Genomic DNA, 20,713 nt, shown 5'->3' on the forward strand with positions numbered 1-20,713 from the left:
CCCGCGGATCAGCCCTTCACCAGCAGACCGCGGCTGCGCAGCACCCACCGCTCCAGCGGACTGAAGATCAGCAGGTCGATGGCGATGCCGACGAACAGGATCAGCAGGATCGCCTCGAACACCATTCCCATGTCACTGGCGTTGCGGCCGTTCTCCAGGAGCTGGCCGAGGCCCACGCCGAGGTCGGGGAAGGAGGCGATGATCTCCGCCGCCATCAGCGACCGCCACGAGAACGCCCAGCCCTGCTTCAGACCGGCCACATAGCCCGGCAGCGCGGCCGGCAGCGTGATGTACACCGTGCCCTTGACGCCCGTCGCGCCCATGGTGCGGCCGGCCCGCAGGAACAGCGGCGGCACCTGGTCGACGCCGGACACCAGCCCGTTGGCGATCGAGGGGACCGCGCCGAGCAGGATCACCGCGTACATCATCGAGTTGTTCAGACCCAGCCACAGCACGGCCGGCGGCACCCACGCCACCGACGGCAGGGACTGGAGCCCGGACAGGATCGGGCCGATCGCCGCCCGGACGAACCTCACCCGCGCCACCAGCAGCCCCAGCGGGGTGCCGATGGCGAGCGCGAAGAGGAAGCCGAGCAGGCCGCGCGAGACGCTGGTCCAGATGTAGCCGAGCAGCTTGCCCTCGAGCCAGGCCGTCTTGAGCGTCTGCCAGACGTCCCCGGGGGCCACCAGCTTGGCCGGGTCGTCGACCACCTTGAACGCGATCTGCCAGACGACCAGCAGCAGCACGGTCGCCAGGACCGGCGGCAGGATCTTGTCCACGAAGGTGCGCGCGAAGGGCGTGCGGCCGGCGGCGGTGACGCCGTCGAGCGCGTCGAGACCGGCCTCGACGCTGCCGCTGTCCGCGGCGGACTTGGTCTCAGTGCTGGCCATGACGGCGGATCTCCCCACGCAGGACATCGGTGATTTCCAGGGACAGTTCCGCCACGGGGGCGTCCTCGATACGGCGCGGCTGCGGGATGTCGACCACCCACTCGCGCGCGATCCGGCCGGGCCGGGACGACAGCAGGATCACCCGCTGCGCGAGCCGCACCGCCTCGCGCACGTTGTGGGTGACGAACAGGACCGACAGGCCGGTCTCGGTCCAGATCCGGGTCAGCTCGTCGTGCAGCACGTCCCGGGTGATGGCGTCGAGGGCCGCGAACGGCTCGTCCATCAGCAGCAGCTGGCTCTCCTGGGCGAGCGCGCGGGCCAGCGCGACCCGCTGGCGCATCCCGCCGGACAGCTCGTGCACCCGCTTGCCGTACGCGCCCTTCAGCCGGACGAGCTCGAGCAGCTCCTCGGCGCGGGCGCGCCGGTCGTTCTTGGGAACTCCCCTGAGCTTCAGGGCGAGTTCGATGTTCTTGCCGGCGGTGAGCCAGGGGAACAGGGCGTGCTCCTGGAACATCAGCGCCGGACGGCCGTCGGTCGTGATGGACCCGGCGGAGGGCTGGTCCAGCCCCGCCACCAGGTTCAGCAGGGTGGACTTGCCACAGCCCGAGGCCCCCAGGAGGGTGACGAACTCGCCCGGTGCGACATCGAGGGTGATGTCGTCCAGGACGAGCTGCTGTCCGCCCGGTCCTGCGAAGGACTTCGACACGTGATCGAGGCGTGCCGCGTACTCCACCGTTTCTGCGGCCTTGGCGAGGGTCGTGCTCATGGTCGTCACCTCCTGGGAACTCATCGGGACTTCGGTCAGCTGCCGCTCACGCCGAGACCGGCGTCGTCGACCGCGGTCTCACCCTCGGCCTTGAGGACCTTGTTCAGGATCGACAGGTCGTAGATGCCCTTGAGGTCGGGCTTCTCCAGCAGACCCGCCTTGACGGCGTGCTCCGCCTCGGTGTTGAGGGTGGAGGCCAGCGGGTCGTTGATGAACTGGATCGACTTCCACGCCGGGTCCAGGACGTCCGCCGGCAGTGCCTTGCCGGAGTCCGCCTCCAGCTGCTTGTTCGCCGCCGCCTTCGCCGCGTCCGGGTTGGCGTTGATCCACTTGTTGGTCTCGACCGAGCCCTTCAGCACGGCCTCGACGACCTTCGGGTGCTCGGTGAGGAACTTCTGCGACACGATGATGTTCGTGATCACGAACTTCTGGTCGGGCCACAGCGTCGACTCGTCGAGGAGCACCTTGCCGCCCTCGGCGACCAGCTTCGACGCGGTCGGCTCCGGCACCCACGCCCCGTCGATCGAGCCCGCCTTGAAGGCGTCCGGGGTCACCTTGTTGTCGCTGCGCACGACGGTGACGTCGCCCTTGCCGCTCTGCGCGTCGACCTTCCAGCCCTGGTCCGCGATCCAGTTGAGGAACGCCACGTCCTGCGTGTTGCCGAGCTGAGGCGTGGCGATCTTCTTGCCCTTGACGTCCTTGAGGGACTTGATCTTGTCCGGGTTGACGACGAGCTTCACGCCGCCGGAGGCCGAACCGCCGATGATCCGCAGGGACTTGCCGTCGGACTTGGTGTAGCCGTTGATCGAGGGGGAGGGGCCGATCCAGCCGATGTCGATGGACCCGGCGTTCAGCGCCTCGATCTCCGAAGGGCCGGCGTTGAAGGTGGCGTAGGAGGCCTTCGTGGCGCCGAGCTCCTTCTGGAAGATGCCCTGCTCACGGCCGACCAGCGCGGTCCCGTGGGTCAGGTTGCCGAAGTAACCGATCTTGACGGTGTCGAGCCCGTCGATCTTCTCCGCCCCGGCGGCGACCTTCTCGTTCTTGTTGGTGTCCTTGGCCTCGGACCCGTAGCCGCAGGCGGCGAGCGTGAGGAGGGGGAGAGCGGCTACGGCGGCGAGGCCGCGGCGAAGGATCGTCGAGCGGGCTGCGCGGTTGGCAGGCACGGGAGGTTTTCCTCTCGTTGGCCCGGCGGTCACGGTCTTTCAGGTCGTGGCCGGGTGGTCGGCAAGGGGTCTTCGTCGCTTCCGGGACGTCGGGTGGGGGGACGGGGCGCGCAGGCAGTGCGCGTACGTCAGCGCACACATCGCGCCACTCCGCCCTGTCCGCTGCCGAGGGAGCCGCTGCCGACCCGGCCGCCCTCCTTCGCGAACGACCCGTAGAAATCCCTGGGGTTCATGTCAGAAGTCCCAACCGTCGTCGTCGGACTCGTCCTTGACGGGCTCGGGGGAGGCGAACGACTCGCCGACCATGCCGGCGGTCAGCGTCGTGCCGTCGGCCGGGTCGATCAGGATGAACGATCCCGTACGGCGCGAATCCGCGTAGGAGTCCACGGGCAGCGGCTCCGCGGTGCGGATCTTCACCCGGCCGATGTCGTTGGCGGCGAGCTGTCCCGGGTGCGGGTGCAGGGACAGGTCGTCGAGCGTGAGCCGGGACGGGATGTCCTTGACGATCGCCTTGACCGTGCGGGTGCCGTGCTTGATCAGCACCCGGTGACCGACGGTCAGCGGCTGGTCGGCCACATGGCAGACGGTCGCCTCCACGTCCTGCGTGGTCGCGGGCGCGTCCTTGCTGGGCACGATCAGGTCACCGCGCGAGACGTCGATGTCGTCCGCGAGCAGCACGGTCACCGACTGCGTCGTCCACGCCACGTCCACCGGCGCGCCCAGCAGGTCGATCCCGGAGATCGTCGAGGTGCGGCCGGACGGCAGGACCGTGACCGGGTCGCCCACCCGGAAGGTGCCGGCGGCGATCTGGCCCGCGTAGCCCCGGTAGTCGGGGTGCTCGGCGGTCTGCGGCCGGATCACGTACTGCACGGGCAGCCGGGCGTGGCAGTGCGCCAGGTCGTGGCTGACCGGGACGGTCTCCAGGTGCTCCAGGACCGTCGGGCCGCCGTACCAGTCCATGGTGGCGGAGGGCTCCACCACGTTGTCGCCGGCGAGCGCGGAGATCGGGATCGCGGTGATCTCCGGGACGCCCAGTTCGGACGCGTACGCCGTGAACTCCTCGGCGATCGCGGCGAACACGGACTCCCGGTAGTCGACCAGGTCCATCTTGTTGACGGCGAGGACGACGTGCGGGACGCGCAGCAGGGCGGCGATCGCCGCGTGCCGGCGGGTCTGCTCGACGACGCCGTTGCGGGCGTCGACCAGGATCACCGTCAGCTCGGCCGTGGAGGCACCCGTCACCATGTTGCGGGTGTACTGCACATGGCCGGGGGTGTCGGCGAGGATGAACCGGCGCTTCGTCGTGGCGAAGTAGCGGTAGGCCACGTCGATGGTGATGCCCTGCTCGCGCTCGGCGCGCAGCCCGTCGGTGAGGAGGGCGAGGTCCGGGCCCTCCTGGCCGCGGCCGGCCGAGGCGCGCTCCACGGCCTCCAGCTGGTCGGTGAGGACGGACTTGGAGTCGTGCAGCAGCCGGCCGACGAGGGTGGACTTGCCGTCGTCGACGGACCCGGCGGTGGCGAACCGCAGCAGGGTGGTGGCCGAGAGCTCCTCGGCGGTGATCGTGCTCATGGCTAGAAGTACCCCTCGCGCTTGCGGTCTTCCATCGCGGCCTCGGAGAGCTTGTCGTCGGCGCGGGTGGCGCCGCGCTCGGTGAGCCGGGAGGCGGCGATCTCGGTGATGACCTGGTCCAGGGTCACCGCGTCGGAGTCGACGGCACCGGTGCAGGACATGTCACCGACGGTCCGGTAGCGCACGAGGCGCTTCTCGACGGTCTCGCCGTCCTTGGGCCCGCCCCACTCACCGGCGGTCAGCCACATACCGGACCGCTGGAACACCTCCCGCTCGTGCGCGAAGTAGATGTCGGGCAGCTCGATGTCCTCGCGGGCGATGTACTGCCAGACGTCCAGCTCGGTCCAGTTGGAGAGCGGGAAGACGCGGACGTGCTCGCCGGGCGCGTGGCGGCCGTTGTACAGGTTCCACAGCTCGGGCCGCTGCCGGCGCGGGTCCCACTGCGAGAACTCGTCGCGCAGCGAGAACACCCGTTCCTTGGCGCGGGCCTTCTCCTCGTCGCGCCGTCCGCCGCCGAAGACGGCGTCGAACTTCTCCGCCTGGATCTTCTCGGTGAGCGGGAGGGTCTGGAGCGGGTTGCGGGTCCCGTCGGGCCGCTCGCGCAGCACTCCGCGGTCGATGTAGTCCTGCACCGGGGCGACATGCAGCCGCAGCCCGTGCCGGGCGACGACGCGGTCGCGGTACTCGAGGACCTCGGGGAAGTTGTGGCCGGTGTCGACGTGCAGCAGCGAGAAGGGGATCGCGGCCGGGGCGAACGCCTTCAGCGCGAGGTGCAGCATGAGGATGGAGTCCTTGCCGCCGGAGAACAGGATCACCGGGTTCTCGAACTCGCCCGCCACCTCGCGGAAGATGTGCACCGCCTCGGACTCCAGCGCGTCCAGGTGGCTGAGGGCGTACGGACGGGCGGTGCCCTCCTCGGCCGTGGCGACGGTCGTCACACCAAACCCCTCTCGCTGAGCAGCGCGTACACCGACGCCGCGGACTCCTGCACGGTCTGGTTCTCGGACTCGATCCGCAGATCGGGCGACTCGGGCGACTCGTACGGGTCGTCGACACCGGTCAGCCCGGTCAGCTCACCCGCCGCCTGCTTGGCGTACAGGCCCTTCACATCGCGTACGGAGCACACCTCGACCGGAGTCGCCACATGCACCTCCAGGTACGCGGCCCCGCCCTCCTGGTGGCGCTTGCGCACCGCCTCCCGGCTGTCCGCGTACGGGGCGATCACCGGCACGAGCGCCTTCACGCCGTTGCGGGCGAGCAGTTCGGCGAGGAAGCCGATGCGCTGCACATTGGTGTGCCGGTCCTCACGGCTGAAACCGAGGCCCGCGGAGATGAACTCGCGGATCTCGTCGCCGTCGAGCACCTCGACGCGGTGGCCCTCCTCGCGCAGCCGGCCGGCCAGCTCGTACGCGATGGTGGTCTTGCCGGCGCTCGGCAGACCCGTGAGCCAGACGGTGGCTCCGGTCGTCACGTGGTTCTCCAATGTCGTAGGCACAGTAGGCACAGTCATGGGGGGTCAGCCGTGCAGTCCGCACTCGGTCTTGGCGCGCCCCGCCCAGCGGCCGGCGCGTGCGTCCTCGCCTTCGAGGACCCGGCGGGTGCAGGGGGCGCAGCCGACGGAGGCGTAGCCGTCCATCAGCAGGGGGTTGGACAGTACGCCGTGCTCGGTGATGTACGCATCGACGTCGTCCTGGGTCCAGCGGGCGATCGGCGAGATCTTGACCTTCTGCCGCTTCTCGTCCCAGCCGACGACCGGGGTGTTCGCCCGGGTCGGGGACTCGTCGCGGCGCAGGCCGGTGGCCCAGGCCCGGTATCCCGCGAGCCCCTCCTCGAGCGGCCGCACCTTGCGCAGCTTGCAGCACAGGTCGGGGTCGCGGTCGTGCAACTTCGGCCCGAACTCGGCGTCCTGCTCGGCGACCGTCTGGCGCGGGGTGAGGGTGATGACGTTGACGTCCATCACGGCCTCGACCGCGTCGCGGGTGCCGATGGTCTCCGGGAAGTGGTAGCCGGTGTCGAGGAACACCACGTCCACGCCCTTGAGGACCCGGGACGCCAGATGGGCGACCACCGCGTCCTCCATGGAGGAGGTCACACAGAAGCCCTTGCCGAAGGTGTCCACCGCCCACTGGAGGATCTCCAGCGCGGAGGCGTCCTCCAGCTCGCGGCCCGCCCGCTCGGCGAGCGCCTTCAACTCCTCGGTCGTACGGCCTTCCTGAACCGTCGTCATATCCGGTCCCCTCCCGTGTCGGTGCGCTGAACGCCCCGGGCCAGCAGCCCGAGGAACTTCAGCTGGAATGCGCGGTTGCATGCCGCGCATTCCCACGCGCCGTGGCCCTGTTCGTTCGGTCGCAGGTCCTCGTCGCCGCAGTAGGGGCAGTGGAAGGGGGCGGCCCGCTCGCTCATGAGAGGGCCTCCTCACCGGCGCGGGCGGCCCAGACGGCGAAACGCTCGCCGTCCTCGCGCTCCGCCTGGAAGCGCCTCAGCACCCGCTCGACGTAGTCGGGCAGTTCCTCCGAGGTCACCTTGAGACCGCGGACCTTGCGGCCGAAGCCGGCCTCCAGGCCCAGGGCGCCGCCCAGGTGCACCTGGTAGCCCTCGACCTGCTCGCCGTCTCCGTTGAGGACCAGCTGGCCCTTGAGACCGATGTCCGCGACCTGGATACGGGCGCAGGCGTTCGGGCAGCCGTTGAGGTTGATGGTCAGCGGCTCGTCGAAGTCCGGCAGTCGTCGCTCCAGCTCGTCGATCAGGGAGGAGCCGCGCTGCTTGGTCTCGACGATCGCGAGCTTGCAGTACTCGATGCCGGTGCAGGCCATGGTGCCGCGCCGGAACGGGGACGGCTTCGCGGTCAGGTCCAGCGCCTGGAGGGCCTCGACCAGCGACTCGACCTGGTCCTCCACCACATCGAGGATGATCATCTTCTGCTCGACGGTGGTCCGCACGCGGCCCGAGCCATGGGCCTCGGCCAGGTCGGCGATCTTCGCCAGGGTGGCGCCGTCCACCCGGCCGACGCGCGGGGCGAACCCGACGTAGAAGTTGCCGTCCTGCTGACGGTGCACCCCGACGTGGTCGCGCCAGCGCGAGGTGGGCTCGGCGGGCGCGGGGCCGTCGACGAGCGTGCGCTTGAGGTACTCGTCCTGGAGCACCTGGCGGAACTTCTCCGCGCCCCAGTCGGCGACCAGGAACTTCAGACGGGCGCGGGTGCGCAGCCGGCGGTAGCCGTAGTCCCGGAAGATGCCGATCACCCCGGCCCAGACCTCGGGGACCTCGGCCAGTGGCACCCAGGCGCCGAGCCGGACGCCGATCTTGGGGTTGGTGGACAGGCCGCCGCCGACCCACAGGTCGAAGCCCGGGCCGTGTTCGGGGTGCTCCACACCGACGAACGCGATGTCGTTGATCTCGTGCACCACGTCCAGCAGCGGGGAGCCGGAGATCGCGGACTTGAACTTGCGCGGCAGGTTGGAGAACTCCTTGCTGCCGATGTACCGCCGCTGGATCTCGTCGATCGCCCAGGTGCCGTCGATGATCTCGTCCTCGGCGATGCCCGCGACCGGCGAGCCGATCACGACACGCGGGCAGTCACCACAGGCCTCGGTGGTGGACAGGCCGACGGCCTCGAGCCGGTTCCAGATCTCCGGGACGTCCTCGATGCGGATCCAGTGCAGCTGGATGTTCTGCCGGTCCGTGATGTCCGCGCTGCCCCGGGCGAACTCCTGCGAGATCTCCCCGATCACCCGCAGCTGCTGTGTGGTGAGCCGGCCGCCGTCGATGCGCACCCGCAGCATGAAGTACTTGTCGTCCAGCTCCTCCGGCTCCAGGATCGCGGTCTTGCCGCCGTCGATCCCGGGCTTGCGCTGGGTGTACAGCCCCCACCAGCGCATCCGGCCGCGCAGGTCGTTGGGGTCGATCGAGTCGAAGCCGCGCTTGGAGTAGATCGTCTCAATGCGTGTCCGCACATTGAGACCGTCGTCGTCCTTCTTGAACTGCTCGTTGCCGTTGAGCGGGGTGTGGTGCCCCATGGCCCACTGCCCCTCGCCGCGGTGACGGCTCACCTTGCGGCGGGGCGCGGAGGCGGCAGGGTTCTGTGGGGTGGCGGCCATCGTGAATACGTCCTTCGGGACAGGCGGAAAGCGGCTCTGACCTGCGCGTACGGGCGCATGGGGGGATATGTGCGCGTCGTTGCGCAGGGGGAAAGCAGGGAAAGGCGGAGGGAAGGCTGGATCAGGAGACTCGGCGGCGCTGTGCTGTCAGCCCGCCGGACAGATGGCGCTGGACATGCGGCCGAGGTCGACGTGCCGCCGACTCACCAAGGCAATCCCAGTTCCAGACATGACGGAAGCGTGGCACGGCGATCTGGACACAGTCCAGCTTTATCCGCCATGTGGACACCCTTGTCCCGAGATGTGAGACACGGGTGTCCTCGATCACATGGCGCGCACGGCCCCTTGTCCCCGCAGGTCAGAACCGGTATGCGCGGCCCGGTCAGCCGGCCTGCGCACCAGGCCAGGGGCCCGGCGCGGACACTTCGGGCTGCTCCTCCACCTTGGTGTCGAACAGCTTGAAACCCCGTCGCTGGTAGTTGGCCATGGCGTGCTCGCCGTCCAGGCTGCAGGTGTGCAGCCACACCCGCTTGGTCTGCGACAGGCCCGGCCAGCGGTCCCCGAGGTCCCAGGCGCGGGCGGCCCCGTACGACAGCAGATGCCCGCCGATCCGCCGTCCCCGGAAGGCGGGGATCAGCCCGAAGTACACGATCTCCACGACCCCGTCGTCCTGCGGCTCCAGCTCCACGTACCCGGCGGGCGTGCCGTGGTCGTGGGCGACCCAGGTCTCGACCCCCGGGCGCGCCAGATGCTCGGCCCAGCGCCCGTACGACCAGCCCAGCCGGTCGATCCAGCGGATGTCGCCGCCGACGGAGGCGTAGAGGAAGCGGCTGAACTCGGGTGAGGGCACCTCGGCGCGGACGATCCGGACGTCGCCCTCCGGCGCGGCGGCCGGGAGGAGATCGGTCGGGGAGGTCTGCTCCAGGGACCAGGTGGTCACGGGGATGTTGGTCATGCGGTCAGGGAATCATCGCGGCCAAGGGTCTGTCGATCGCGGTCCACCGGCCGAACCGCCGCACCGCCGGTCCGCAGCGGTCCGCCCCGGCCGTGCGCCCGGGCCGGCCGCTCCCGCTTCCTACTGGGCCGGCATGCCCGCCGGATGGTCCGAGGCCGTGCTCGCGAGCGTGGACAGGGGTGTGGCGAACAGCACGCGGCCCGACTGGGTCCAGACCTCGCCGGTCTCCGCCCAGTAGGAGAGGGACTCCGTGCGGGTGCTCCAGCAGGTGTGCGACCCGGCGGTGCCGCACTCCGCGGCCCGTGCCCCGTCCTTCTCGGCGGTGGTCTGCCGCCACAGCACACCGTGCCGCTCCCCGGCCCCGGCCGCCCGGCTCACGTACCAGGCGCCGCCGTACGACAGCACGCCCCGCACACCGGTGAGCTTCGTCTCGTACGCCTCCGACACCCGCGCCCGCCCGTCGGCGCCGGGGGCGAGCAGGCCCGCGTGGCCGGCGGCCGTGCTGAACGGAAAGCGCCACAGCCGGGCGACCCGGTCGCCGCCGTCGAGGGTCCACTCGCCGGCGACCAGCGTGTCCGGGGCGGTGCTGCGGTCGAGGGAGATGGTCGTGGGCCGCGGGGTGCCCGTGCCGTCGAGCCGGTAGGAGCCGACGGCCGGCAGGACGAACCGGGAGCCGTGCGCCGACCAGCCGCCGTCCGTGCGGCCGACCGCCTCGCCGATGACGTCGGCGCGCTGGACGCGGTTCATGTCGTACACGTACAGCGCGGCCGCGTCCCCGTCGTCGGCGGTGACCAGCAGCTTGTCCTGGTACCAGACCATCCCGGAGACATGGGAGACCAGCCCCCGGTAGTCCCGGCCGCCGTCCACCGGTACGGCCAGCAGCACCCAGGTGTACGAGAGGCGGCCGAGGTCGTTGGCGTCGACGAACGCGACCCGGGCCAGGCCCTGGTCGGCCGAGGTGCCGCCGGTGGCCGACCAGGCGGAGAGCACGACCCGGTTGCTGCCCCAGACGCCGTCGTCGTCGGCGTCACCCGATGTGGTGACCGCGCCCGGCTGCCAGCCCTCGGTGTCGCCGCTGTTCCAGCAGTACGCCCGGGTGGCCGCGGGGGAGACCGGAAGGTCCGCGCGTTCGGCCGTGGAGCAGTCGTCCGCGTCACGCAGCGCACCGTCGGCGTGGGCGAGCACGGTGCCCACCCCGACCGGCGTGCCCATCGCGCCCGCCAGCCGGTTCAGATCGGCCTGCGGCACCATGTCCTGCGTCAGCCCCGGCCGCCCGGTCCCGGTGGCCGCGGCCAGCGGCTTCAGGGCCCCGGGGCCCTCGTCGGTGACCGTGGCCTGGGAGGCGCTGATCATAGTGGCGGCGGCGGTGAGGGCGAGAGCGGTCCCGGCCAGGAAGGCCCGTACCGCTCTGCCCCGCCTACGTCGGCGATGTCGGCCGCGCTGTCTCATTCGTCCTCCCGAGGCGGGCCAACTGCGCCTGATGATCCGTACGTTGACCGAGGAGCAGGTGGGGTGACCCGTAGAGGGATGCTACGGCAGAGGGGGGCCGTCCCGGACGAAGACCGCGCAAATATGCGGAAGATGCCACCGGGTGCAGCATTCCGGCTACAGTGCGGAACCCGTTTGCCACAGCGTGTGTGCCGGCCGGCCGCAAACGGCGCACTCCTGGCATCCGGTGCCACCCGGCGACCGGTCACGGTGTGCCGGTCCGGTCCCGCAGGACCGCGGGCGCCGTCGAGTGCGGCAACAGCCCCGCCCGGTCGGCCGGCCGGAGCACCTGGACCTCCGCCTCCTCGCAGAAACGATACGGCCGGTGTTCCAGGAAACCCCCCAGATACCGCCGTACCCGCGACATCTCGGCCCGCACCGTCACCGTGCGCGCCGGATCGCCGAACATGTCCTCCGCCAGCCCCGACGCACTGCGCCCACCCCGGTGCACCGCCAGCAGATACAGCAACTCCGCGTGCCGCGGGCTGAGTTCGTGCGACCAGGTGCCCGCCCCGCCCGACACCGTCACCGACCAGCGCCGCGACCGGCTCACATCCAGCACGATCCGGGTGGCGTCCCCCGGCGCCCGCCCGCCCGCCTCGTCCACCGACCGCACCAACCAGCCGCCGGCCAGCGGCTCCAGCGTGCACAGCCCGAGCGCCGGCAGCCACCGCCGCCCCGCCGAGGGCGACTTCGGCAGCGCGATCCGGCTGACGTACGGCATCCCGCTCACCGCCGCCGTCCAGCCGTCCCCGTCCACCACCGCCGCCCGGCCGCCCAACCGGGCCAGCACCGGCGCCGCCACCGCCCGCAGCCGCTCCAGCGACCCCATGTGCAGCTCCCGCAGCCGCGCCTCGGCCAGCTTGGCCACCGTCTCCACCCAGGCCAGCGTCGCCGGATGCATCGTCTCCAGCGGCCCGCTGACATCGACCACCCCGAGCAGCCGCCCGTTGCGCGGATCGCAGATCGGCGCCCCCGCACACGTCCAGCTCCCGTGCGACCGAACGAAATGCTCACCGGCGAACACCTGCACCGGCCGCCGCACCACCGCCGGAGTGCCCACCCCGTTGGTGCCGACCACCCCCTCGCCCCAGTCCGCGCCCGGCTCCAGCCCCAGCCCGTCCGCCCTGCGCAGCACCGGCGGACAGCCCTCCCGCCACAGCACCCGGCCCGCCTCGTCGGCGACCACCATGATGTGCTGCGCCACGTCCGCCACCGACAACAGCCCCTCGCGCAGCACCGGAAGCACCTCCCTGAGCGGCGACTCCTCCCGCAGCCGCCGCACTTCGTCCGCGCCCAGCGTCCCCGGCGGGAAACCGTGCTCCGGATCCACCCCGCCGCGCAGCATCCGCTCCCAGGACTGCTCGATCACCGGACGCGGCGCCACCCGCGCCCGCCGGCCGGCCAGCCGCGCGTCACGCACCTCGTTGAGCACCCGCGCCGCCCGCGCGGCGTCGACGGCCGCGAGCCGGGACACGTTCATCGGCGAGTGGGCCACAGGAGCCTCCCGAAAGGGCACGGACAGGACGACCGATTGTCTGGTTTCCGCACCGACTGTTTCCAGTCGTGCCGAAGGCCCCCATCTTGCCGCCCGCCCCGGCCGGAGGGGTGCACTCCGGTCACAACCGCCCACAAGTTGCAACCCCTTGCAACCCTGGTGAACATCCACACCGTGTCCGAAACTTGAGCCACGCCGTCCCGAGCGGCGATTCTGGCCTCGCAGGGCCAAAGCCGCGGGGGTGGTGCCGTGTCGGCGCAGCACCACCCCCGCACCTGTCCTCCCAGCTCAGACCCCGGGCGCGGCCCGCTCCACCAGAGCCGCCAGCGGGAGGGTGTGCGGCAGCGTCCCGAACGCCGCGCCCCCGTCCCCGCCGAGCCGCGACGCACAGAACGCGTCCGCCACCTCCGGCGGCGCGAACCGCACGAGCAGCGCCCCCTGGAGCACCAGCGCGAACCGCTCCGCCAGCCGCCGCGCCCGCGCCTCCACCCCGCGCAGATCGGCCAACTCGGTCAGCAGCCCCCTGATCGCCCCGTCCAGCCGGTGATCCGCCCCGCGCGCCCGCCCCACCTCCCGCAGATACGCGTCCAGCGCCCCCGGCTCCCGCTGCAACGCCCGCAGCACATCGAGCGCCTGCACATTGCCCGCGCCCTCCCACACCGAGTTCAGCGGCGACTCCCGCACCAGCCGCGGCATCCCCGACTCCTCCACGTACCCGTTGCCGCCCAGGCACTCCGCCGCCTCCACCACCAGCGGCGCACAGCGCTTGGTCACCCAGTACTTCGCCGCCGGCACCGCGATCCGCAGGAACGCCCGCTCCTGCTCGCCCCCGTCGTCACAGGCCGCCGCCAGCCGCAGCCCCAGCGTCGTCGCCGCCTCCGACTCCACCGCCAGATCCGCCAGCACATTGCGCATCAGCGGCTTGTCGACGAGCCTGCCCCCGAACGCCTCACGGTAGGTGCAGTGATGGACCGCCTGCGCCACCGCCTGCCGCATCAGCCCCGCCGAGCCCAGCACACAGTCCACCCGGGTCGCCGCCACCATGTCGATGATCGTGCGCACCCCCCGCCCCTCCTCCCCGACCCGGCGCGCCCACGTCCCGTCGAACTCCACCTCCGCCGACGCGTTCGACCGGTTGCCCAGCTTGTCCTTCAGCCGCTGGAGCCGGAACACATTGCGGCTGTCGTCCTGGAGCACCCGCGGCACCAGGAAACACGTCAGACCCTCCGGAGCCTGCGCCAGCACCAGGAAGCCGTCCGACATCGGCGCCGAACAGAACCACTTGTGTCCCGTCAGCGCATACGTGCCCGCCTCCGCCAGCGGCACCGCCCGCGTCGTGTTCGCCCGGACGTCGCTGCCGCCCTGCTTCTCCGTCATCGCCATCCCGAACAGCGCCCCCGCCTTCAGCCGGGCGGGCCGCAGGCCGCGGTCGTAGACCACGGACGTGAGCCGGGGCTCCCACTCGGCGGCCAGCTCCGGATCCGTCCGCAGCGCCGGCACCGCCGCGTGCGTCATCGACAGCGGACAGCAGGTGCCCGCCTCCACCTGCGTCCACACCACGAACGCCGCCGCCCGCCGCACCTGCCCGCCCGGCCGCGTCCACGCCGCCGTCAACCCGGCGCCCACCCCCTTGCCCAGCAGCCGGTGCCACGCCGGATGGAAGTCGACCTCGTCCACCCGGTGCCCGAACCGGTCGTGGGTGCGCAGCCGCGGCGGATGCCCGTCCGCCTGCACCGCCCACTCCCGCAGCTGCTCCGACCCGGCGGCCCGCCCCAGCCCGGACAGCTCGCTGTGCGCCTCCTCCACCAGCGCGGGATCCAGATGCCGCTCGACGGCGCAGACCAGGGCCCGGTCGGCGCCGTAGACGTCGTACCCGCTCAGCTCGGGGGGCTGATTGGTCACGGTGTGGGTGCTGCCTGCCATACCGCGAACCTACCTCCGGGTACGCCCCCGGGGGCGACCCGAGGCCCGCGCGCCGCGCCCCGACCAGGCGATGTGGCCTTGCCGGAGGTGAGTGCGGACCCGAACGGCGGATACCTTTAGGGCGTGCAGCCAGCAAGTCAGTCACCCGAGCAACCCGGAGGCCCCACGGGACGCCTCCACCGGGCGCGTGCCCTCTACCGGAACGTCTCCAAGCGCCGGACCGCCTGGCTGCTGTTGAAGGACACCGTCAACTCCTGCATCGAGTACCGCATCCTCGGCCTCGCCGCCGAGGCCGCGTTCTTCACCCTGCTGTCGGTGCCGCCCCTGCTGCTCAGCCTCATCGGCCTGCTCGGCTACGTCGACGACTGGACCGGCACCGACTCCATCAGCAGCCTGGAGAGCAACCTCCTCGAGGCGTCCCGCACGGTCCTGTCCGACAAGGGCGTCGCACAGATCGCCCAGCCCATCCTCGACGACGTCATGAAGGGCGGCCGCCCCGACGTCATCTCCATCGGCTTCCTGTTCGCCCTGTGGTCCGGCTCCCGCGCCGTCAACGTCTTCATCGACACCATCACCGTCATGTACGGCCTCGACGGCGTCCGCGGCATCGTCAAGACCCGGCTGGTGGCGTTCCTGCTGTTCCTCGCCGCCCTGCTGATCGGCTCCGTCGCCCTGCCCCTCATGGTCGCCGGACCCGACGCCGTCGTCCGGATCGTGCCCTGGTCGACCACCCTCGTCCAGATCCTGTACTGGCCCGTGGTCATCGTCCTGTCCGTGGCCTTCCTGACCACCCTGTACCACGTGTCCGTACCCGTGCGCTCCCCGTGGATCGAGGACGTCCCCGGCGCGCTCGTCGCCCTCGCCATGTGGGTCCTCGGCAGCTTCCTGCTGCGCATCTACCTCACCCACACCATCGAGGGCGCCTCCATCTACGGCTCGCTCGCCGCCGCCGTCGCCGTCATGCTGTGGATCGGCGTGTCCGCCTTCGCCGTCCTGGTCGGCGCCGCCGTCAACGCCGCCATCGACCGGGTCTGGCCCGCCGCCGCCACCGCCGCCGCCCGCGCCGCCAACGAACGCGTCCGCGAGGAGGAGGCCGCCGAGTACGTCGCCCGCATGACCGCCGCCCGCACCCACGACGACGACCCCGACGACCCCGACATGCCCTCCGAGTTCCCCGAGCGCTGGTCCCGCTTCCTGCCCCCCGACGACGTCACCGCCCGGCTGCGCACCCACGCCAAGACCTCCCCCAAGCCCCACGGCACCACGGGCACGCACGGCGAGGAACCGCGCGACGGCGAGAAGTGAGCGGGCCACCGGTGACGCCCTGCGAAGGGGCGTGACCTCGGGTGACCCTCGACCGCGGCGGCGTAGCCTGGCGTACGTGTACCAGGAACGGCCGTCCCGGCTGGCCGGCGCGGTGGTCTGGACGCACGCACCCGTGCCCGCCACCGACGCGCTCCCCGTCCTGCCCGACGGCTGCATGGACCTGCTGTGGAACGACGGCCGCCTGCTGGTCGCCGGCCCCGACACCCGCGCCCACGTCCCCGGCGGGCCGCCCACCTCCTGGGCCGGCGTCCGCTTCTACCCCGGCACCGCGCCCGGCCTGCTCGGCGTACCGGCCCATGCGCTGCGCGACCGCCGCGTGGACCTCGCCGACCTCTGGCCGGCGGCCCGCGTACGGCGTCTGACCGCCCGCGTCGCCGCCGCCCCCGACCCCGCCACGGCCCTGGAGGACCTGGCCCTGGAGCGGGCCGCGCCGCCCGACCCCGAACTGCGCCGACTGGTCACCGCGCTCGCCGAGGGCCGCTCCGTCGCCGCCACGGCCGACGAACTCGGCCTCGGCGCCCGGCGGCTGCACCGACGCTCCCTCGCCGCCTTCGGCTACGGCCCGAAGACCCTCGCCCGGATCCTGCGGCTGCGGCGCGCCCTCGACCTCGCCCGCGCCGGAGTGCCGTACGCGGACACCGCGTCCCGCGCCGGCTACGCCGACCAGGCCCATCTCGCCCGTGACGTACGGGAGTTCACCGGCACCACACTGAGCGGCCTACTGCTGCGGCCCTAGCGGCGCGAACAGGTCGACGCCATTGCCGTCCGGGTCGTGCACGACGGCGTACCGCTGGCCCCAGAACGCGTCCCAGGGCTTCAGCTCGCCGTGATGGCCGGCGCCCACCAGTTCCTCGTACACCGCGTCGACCCCGGCCGGCCCGTCGCAGCGCAGCGCGAGCGAGGCCCGGCCGCCCCCGGACGGCGCACGCCAGCCCGGATGGAAGGACCGCACGGTCTCCTCGGTGTCCAGCAGCAGCCGCAGCCCGCCCGGCAGCTCCGCCTCGGTGTGCGGCTCCCGCTCGGCGCCGTCGGGGAACGCGAACCCCAGCCGGCGGTAGAAGGTGACGGAGGCGGCCATGTCGGAGACCACCAGCCCGATGGCATCGAATCGTGTACGCATACGGCCACCGTAGGCGCGGCGGGGCCGGCCGGTCTTGAAGGAAACGGACAGCCCGGACGGGCCGGTGCCCCTCGTCAGCCGAAGCACACCGGCCCGTTCGGGCTGTCCACCGTGAAGGAGAAGGCCGCCGGGCCCTCGGTGAGGCACAGGTCCGTGCCGAGGACCGCCAGCAGCGGACGGAGCTCGTCGGGGTCGGGGGCCGTGGCGGTCAGCTCCCGCAGCGGGGTCACCGGCAGCCCGGACGCCGACGGATGGGGCGCCGCGCCCCAGTCGATGAGGAACGGCACCAGACCGGACGGGTGCGGGGAACCGCCGTCGGTCAGCCGCCAGCGCAGCAGCGTGCCGTCGGACCGCCGCCGGCTCATCTCCCGTACGTCACCCGGGTCGTAGCCCCGGGCCCGGGCCGCCGCGACCGTCGCGTCCAGGTCCGCGGGGCCGATCGCCCAGGTCAGGACCCGCGCCCGGTCGAGACCGTCCACGCCGAACGGGCGCGGACCCGCCGGTGCGGGCTGCTCCGGATCGGGGCCGAGGATCTCCAGATACGCGCCACCGCCCAGCCCCACCAGATGATTGCGGGTGCCGTGCCCCGGATGCACCCCGCCCGGCGCGGGCGCCACTCCCGTGCGCCGGGTGAACTCCGCGACCGTCGCCGCCAGTTCGGGGGTCGCCAGGACGATGTGGTCGAGACGTGCAGGAATGGTGTTCATCCCGGCCGAGCCTACGCGTCCCGCCGCCGAAAACGCCCGCGCCGGTGGAACACCCGCGCGGCGGGACGACGCCGTGACCCGCCCCCCACCCGGCCGCGGACCCCGCCGAACCGACCGTCCGGGCACGGGCGTTGGGGATCGCCCCCGGATTCGTCCACCCCACCGACGCCGAGGGCTGAGCGGGCACGGGCCGCGCGCGGCGGCGGGTGACGGAAAGTTTCGCTCGACGATCTCTCTGGGACCCGGCCGCCCACGGTCATAGGCTCGGCTCCATGACCGCCCGCCTGCTCGTGTACACCCGTACCACCGCCTACCGCCACGACTCCATCCCGGACGCCGTCACCGCCGTACGGGCCCTGGACGGCTTCACGGTCGACCACAGCGAGGACCCGGCGGCCCTGGAGGCCCCCCTGGACGGGTACGCGGCCGTGGTCTTCCTCTCCACCAGCGGCGAGGTCCTCACCCCCGCCGGGCGCGAACGCCTCACCGGGTACGTCGGCGCGGGCGGCGGCTTCGTCGGCGTGCACGCGGCGGCCTGCACCGAGTACGACTGGCCGTACTACGGCGAACTCCTCGGCGCCCGCTTCGACCGCCACCCCGCCTACCAGCCCGGCAAGGCGGTGATCGAGGACCACGACCACTCCGCCACCCGGCACCTGCCCACCGTCTGGGACTTCACCGACGAGTGGTACGACTTCCGCACCAACCCCCGCGGCCGGGTCCGGGTCCTCGCCGGCGCCGACGAGTCCTCCTACGAGGGCGGCGGGATGGGCGCCGACCACCCCCTGGTCTGGTGCCGCGAGGAAGGCGCGGGCCGTGTCTTCTACACCGCCCTCGGCCATGCCTCCGAGGCCTACCGCGACCCCGGGTTCCTGGCCCATCTGCGGGGCGGGATCACCTGGGCGGCCCGGCTCGGCCGCGACGCCCAGTGACGTTTCTGCGGTGAACCGCTTCCGCCAACGGGGTGAGTGACCCCCGCGCCGGGGGCGGTCCGCCCCGACCCGCCGGAGATCCTCCTGTCCGGTGGAAGGAACGGTCAGGAGGAGCGGGACGTTGACGTACGGCACCAAGCTGCGGGAGCGGATCGCCGCTCCGGGGACCACCCCGCTGATCGGCGTGTACGACATGTACTCGGCGTCGATCGCCGCGCAGCACTACGACGGGATGTTCGTCTCCGGGTTCGGCTTCGCGGCCTCCTACTACGGACTGCCCGACATCGGCTTCATCGCCTGGCCCGACATGATGGCGTTCGTCCAGCGGCTGCGCGGCGCGTTCCCCGGCCACCATCTGCTGGTCGACATCGACGACGGCTACGTCGACCCAGAGGTCGCCTGCCATGTGGTGGAGGGCCTCGAACGGACCGGCGCCTCCGGTGTCGTGCTGGAGGACCAGAAACGGCCCCGCCGCTGCGGCCACGCCGACGGCAAACAGGTGCTGCCGCTGGAGGAGTACCTCGCCAAGCTGGAGATGGTCCTCGCCACCCGCCGGGACCTGCTCGTCGTGGCCCGCACGGACGCCACCGACGAGGACGACATCCTGCACCGTGCCGAGACCCTCGCCGCCACCGACGCGGACGTGGTCCTCGTCGACGGCGTCCGCAGCGTCGACCGGATCCGCCGCATCCGTGCCGTCGTCGGCGACAAGCCGCTGCTGTTCAACCAGATCGCCGGCGGCAAGTCCCCGCGGCTCTCCCTCGGTGAACTCGCCGACCTCGGCGTGGACGTCGCCATCTACAGCACCCCCTGCCTGTTCGCCGCCCACGAGGCCATGCACTCCGCGCTCGCCGAACTCCGCCGCACGGACGGCCGGCTGCCCGAGCCGAGGAGCGACGCCGACGGGGTGGGCGTCCGCACGGCGACCCGGCTGCTGGAACGCAACATCGCCCGGAGCCGCGGCGGGCGGGCGGACACGGCCACTCCCGGGCCGCGCGACGGAACGCGGCGGTCGGCCGAGCTGGAGGTGTGACCGGCCGCCGCGGAACAGCCCGGTGTCAGCCCAGGCCGACGGCGTGGCTGAACAGTACCGCTCGGCATCTCGTACGCGACGGCGGCCGGTGAGCCTGCCCGGCGCCGGGCACCGGTGTCAGCGCCGCGGCGGAGCCGTGCTCGCCCGTTCCACCAGGCGGGTCGACAACTCCGTCCGGGTGCCCTCCGGGCGCTCGCCGTCCATCATCCGCACCAGCAGCCGCAGCGCCGTCGCCGCCATCTCGGCCAGCGGCTGACGGACGGTGGTCAGGGCGGGGGTCGTCCAGCGGGACTCCGGCAGATCGTCGAACCCGACCACGCTGATGTCGTACGGGATCCTCAACCCCCGTTCCACCGCCGCCCGGTAGGCCCCGAGGGCCATCGCGTCCGAGCACACGAAGACCGCCGTCGGCGGCTCGGGCAGATCGAGGAGCTCCCGCATCCGGCGGTGCGCGGTGGACTCGTCGAAGCCACCGTTGCGCAGATACTCGGCGCGCTGCGGCAGCCCCGCCGCCGCGAGCGCCGAACGGTACCCCGCCACCCGCGCGCTGCTGCACATCTTCCGGCGCGGCCCGGCGATCACGGCGATCCGCTCATGACCGAGCGCCAGCAGATGCTCGGTCGCGGTCACCCCGCCCTGCCAGTTCGCCGCCCCCACCGACACCACGTCCGACGGCGGCTCCACCGCCGGATCGATCAGTACGAACGGCGTACGGTGCTGCGCCAGCCACGCGTACTGGGAGTCCGTCAACTCGGCCAGATTGAACAGCACTCCGGCCGAACCGCGCACGGTCAGCTTGTCCAGCCAGCCCCGCTGCGGCCGGCCCGCCCGGGTCCGCGACAGCGCAGCCGAGACCACCACGTCCAGCCCCGCGTCGTGCGCCGCCTCCTCCACCCCGTGCAGCACCGCCCCCGACCAGGAACTCTCCAGCGAGTGCACGACCAGATCGACCAGCCGGGGCGGCTTCGAGGCGTCGAAGCGCGGCCTGCGCACATAACCGAGCCGGTCCAGCGCCTCCGTGACCCGGCGTCTGGTCTCGGGCGCGACGTCCTCCCGCCCGTTGACCACCTTGGACGCGGTGGGTACGGACACCCCCGCCTCGCGGGCCACGACCGCCAGCGTCGGCCCGGCCGCCGCGCTCGCACTCGCCGTGCGCACCATGGGGAACCACCTCTCCGGCCCGCCCGAGGGCCAGCGAAAGCTCGACCAGCGCCCTTTCGGAGCCGATCCGAGCAGGCGGCTCGCA

At 72.2% G+C, this 20,713-nt stretch carries 21 protein-coding genes; 4 read left to right on the forward strand and 17 right to left on the reverse strand.

The window, feature by feature from the left end:
* Window positions 1-8: 8 nt before the first annotated feature.
* The 14 genes from AQJ64_RS01685 to AQJ64_RS01745 all read right to left on the reverse strand — a co-directional run bounded on the left by AQJ64_RS01685 (window position 9) and on the right by AQJ64_RS01745 (window position 14,349).
* Window positions 9-890: an ABC transporter permease gene (locus tag AQJ64_RS01685; RefSeq protein WP_055637394.1), complete on the reverse strand. Its 882-nt coding sequence runs from the start codon at window positions 888-890 to the stop codon at window positions 9-11.
* Window positions 877-1,656, reverse strand: a complete 780-nt coding sequence (locus AQJ64_RS01690) for an ABC transporter ATP-binding protein (protein ID WP_055637395.1) — start codon at window positions 1,654-1,656, stop codon at window positions 877-879. Before AQJ64_RS01690 ends, AQJ64_RS01685 begins: the two co-directional genes overlap by 14 nt.
* Window positions 1,657-1,691: 35 nt before the next feature.
* Window positions 1,692-2,819, reverse strand: a complete 1,128-nt coding sequence (locus AQJ64_RS01695) for an aliphatic sulfonate ABC transporter substrate-binding protein (RefSeq protein ID WP_055637396.1) — start codon at window positions 2,817-2,819, stop codon at window positions 1,692-1,694.
* A 234-nt stretch (window positions 2,820-3,053) separates the two neighbouring features.
* A complete protein-coding gene (locus tag AQJ64_RS01700; protein WP_055637397.1) occupies window positions 3,054-4,388 on the reverse strand; it encodes a sulfate adenylyltransferase subunit 1 in 1,335 nt (444 codons plus the stop codon).
* Window positions 4,389-4,390: 2 nt separating this feature from the next.
* Window positions 4,391-5,326, reverse strand: coding sequence for a sulfate adenylyltransferase subunit CysD (cysD, locus tag AQJ64_RS01705; RefSeq protein WP_055637398.1), 936 nt, complete (start codon window positions 5,324-5,326; stop codon window positions 4,391-4,393).
* Window positions 5,323-5,859, reverse strand: coding sequence for an adenylyl-sulfate kinase (cysC, locus tag AQJ64_RS01710; RefSeq protein ID WP_055637403.1), 537 nt, complete (start codon window positions 5,857-5,859; stop codon window positions 5,323-5,325). Before cysC ends, cysD begins: the two co-directional genes overlap by 4 nt.
* A gap of 45 nt (window positions 5,860-5,904) precedes the next feature.
* Window positions 5,905-6,615 carry a phosphoadenylyl-sulfate reductase gene (locus AQJ64_RS01715; protein ID WP_055637399.1) on the reverse strand — a complete coding sequence of 237 codons (711 nt, stop codon included), beginning with the start codon at window positions 6,613-6,615 and terminating at the stop codon, window positions 5,905-5,907.
* Window positions 6,612-6,791 (reverse strand): hypothetical protein, encoded by a 180-nt coding sequence (locus tag AQJ64_RS01720; protein WP_055637400.1) that lies wholly within the window; start codon window positions 6,789-6,791, stop codon window positions 6,612-6,614. Before AQJ64_RS01720 ends, AQJ64_RS01715 begins: the two co-directional genes overlap by 4 nt.
* Entirely contained in the window at window positions 6,788-8,485 is a 1,698-nt protein-coding gene (locus AQJ64_RS01725) for a nitrite/sulfite reductase (RefSeq protein ID WP_055637401.1), read from the reverse strand. Before AQJ64_RS01725 ends, AQJ64_RS01720 begins: the two co-directional genes overlap by 4 nt.
* Window positions 8,486-8,632: 147 nt before the next feature.
* A complete protein-coding gene (locus AQJ64_RS51965; RefSeq protein ID WP_309500612.1) occupies window positions 8,633-8,716 on the reverse strand; it encodes a putative leader peptide in 84 nt (27 codons plus the stop codon).
* Between the two features lie 151 nt (window positions 8,717-8,867).
* Window positions 8,868-9,440, reverse strand: a complete 573-nt coding sequence (locus tag AQJ64_RS01730; RefSeq protein ID WP_055637402.1) for a GNAT family N-acetyltransferase — start codon at window positions 9,438-9,440, stop codon at window positions 8,868-8,870.
* 120 nt (window positions 9,441-9,560) lie between these two features.
* Window positions 9,561-10,889 (reverse strand): hypothetical protein, encoded by a 1,329-nt coding sequence (locus AQJ64_RS01735; RefSeq protein ID WP_059202342.1) that lies wholly within the window; start codon window positions 10,887-10,889, stop codon window positions 9,561-9,563.
* Window positions 10,890-11,133: 244 nt separating this feature from the next.
* Window positions 11,134-12,426 (reverse strand): GAF domain-containing protein, encoded by a 1,293-nt coding sequence (locus AQJ64_RS01740; protein WP_059202343.1) that lies wholly within the window; start codon window positions 12,424-12,426, stop codon window positions 11,134-11,136.
* Between the two features lie 288 nt (window positions 12,427-12,714).
* Complete coding sequence (locus AQJ64_RS01745) at window positions 12,715-14,349, reverse strand: acyl-CoA dehydrogenase family protein (protein WP_059202344.1); 1,635 nt, start codon at window positions 14,347-14,349, stop codon at window positions 12,715-12,717.
* 123 nt (window positions 14,350-14,472) lie between these two features.
* On the opposite strand from AQJ64_RS01745, the gene AQJ64_RS01750 reads away from it, so the two are divergent.
* Both AQJ64_RS01750 and AQJ64_RS01755 read left to right on the forward strand, forming a co-directional pair.
* Entirely contained in the window at window positions 14,473-15,654 is a 1,182-nt protein-coding gene (locus tag AQJ64_RS01750) for a YihY/virulence factor BrkB family protein (protein WP_079061412.1), read from the forward strand.
* Between the two features lie 76 nt (window positions 15,655-15,730).
* The gene (locus AQJ64_RS01755; protein ID WP_055635119.1) at window positions 15,731-16,411 is read left to right on the forward strand and encodes a helix-turn-helix domain-containing protein; all 681 of its coding nucleotides are present in this window, start codon (window positions 15,731-15,733) and stop codon (window positions 16,409-16,411) included.
* Here AQJ64_RS01755 and AQJ64_RS01760 read toward each other — a convergent pair.
* The gene (locus tag AQJ64_RS01760) at window positions 16,394-16,795 is read right to left on the reverse strand and encodes a VOC family protein (protein ID WP_079061451.1); all 402 of its coding nucleotides are present in this window, start codon (window positions 16,793-16,795) and stop codon (window positions 16,394-16,396) included. The two genes, AQJ64_RS01755 and AQJ64_RS01760, sit on opposite strands and share 18 nt — an antisense overlap.
* A 74-nt stretch (window positions 16,796-16,869) precedes the next feature.
* Window positions 16,870-17,502, reverse strand: coding sequence for a VOC family protein (locus tag AQJ64_RS01765; protein WP_055635118.1), 633 nt, complete (start codon window positions 17,500-17,502; stop codon window positions 16,870-16,872).
* A 272-nt stretch (window positions 17,503-17,774) separates the two neighbouring features.
* Between AQJ64_RS01765 and AQJ64_RS01770 the strand changes: the two genes are divergently transcribed.
* The gene (locus AQJ64_RS01770) at window positions 17,775-18,434 is read left to right on the forward strand and encodes a ThuA domain-containing protein (protein ID WP_055635117.1); all 660 of its coding nucleotides are present in this window, start codon (window positions 17,775-17,777) and stop codon (window positions 18,432-18,434) included.
* Window positions 18,435-18,555: 121 nt separating this feature from the next.
* Window positions 18,556-19,467 carry an isocitrate lyase/PEP mutase family protein gene (locus tag AQJ64_RS01775; RefSeq protein ID WP_055635116.1) on the forward strand — a complete coding sequence of 304 codons (912 nt, stop codon included), beginning with the start codon at window positions 18,556-18,558 and terminating at the stop codon, window positions 19,465-19,467.
* A gap of 117 nt (window positions 19,468-19,584) precedes the next feature.
* Here the strand turns inward: AQJ64_RS01775 and AQJ64_RS01780 are convergent, their stop codons facing one another.
* A complete protein-coding gene (locus AQJ64_RS01780; RefSeq protein WP_055635115.1) occupies window positions 19,585-20,628 on the reverse strand; it encodes a LacI family DNA-binding transcriptional regulator in 1,044 nt (347 codons plus the stop codon).
* Window positions 20,629-20,713 lie beyond the last annotated feature (85 nt).

This window comes from Streptomyces griseoruber (assembly GCF_001514205.1).
Taxonomy (GTDB): domain Bacteria; phylum Actinomycetota; class Actinomycetes; order Streptomycetales; family Streptomycetaceae; genus Streptomyces; species Streptomyces griseoruber.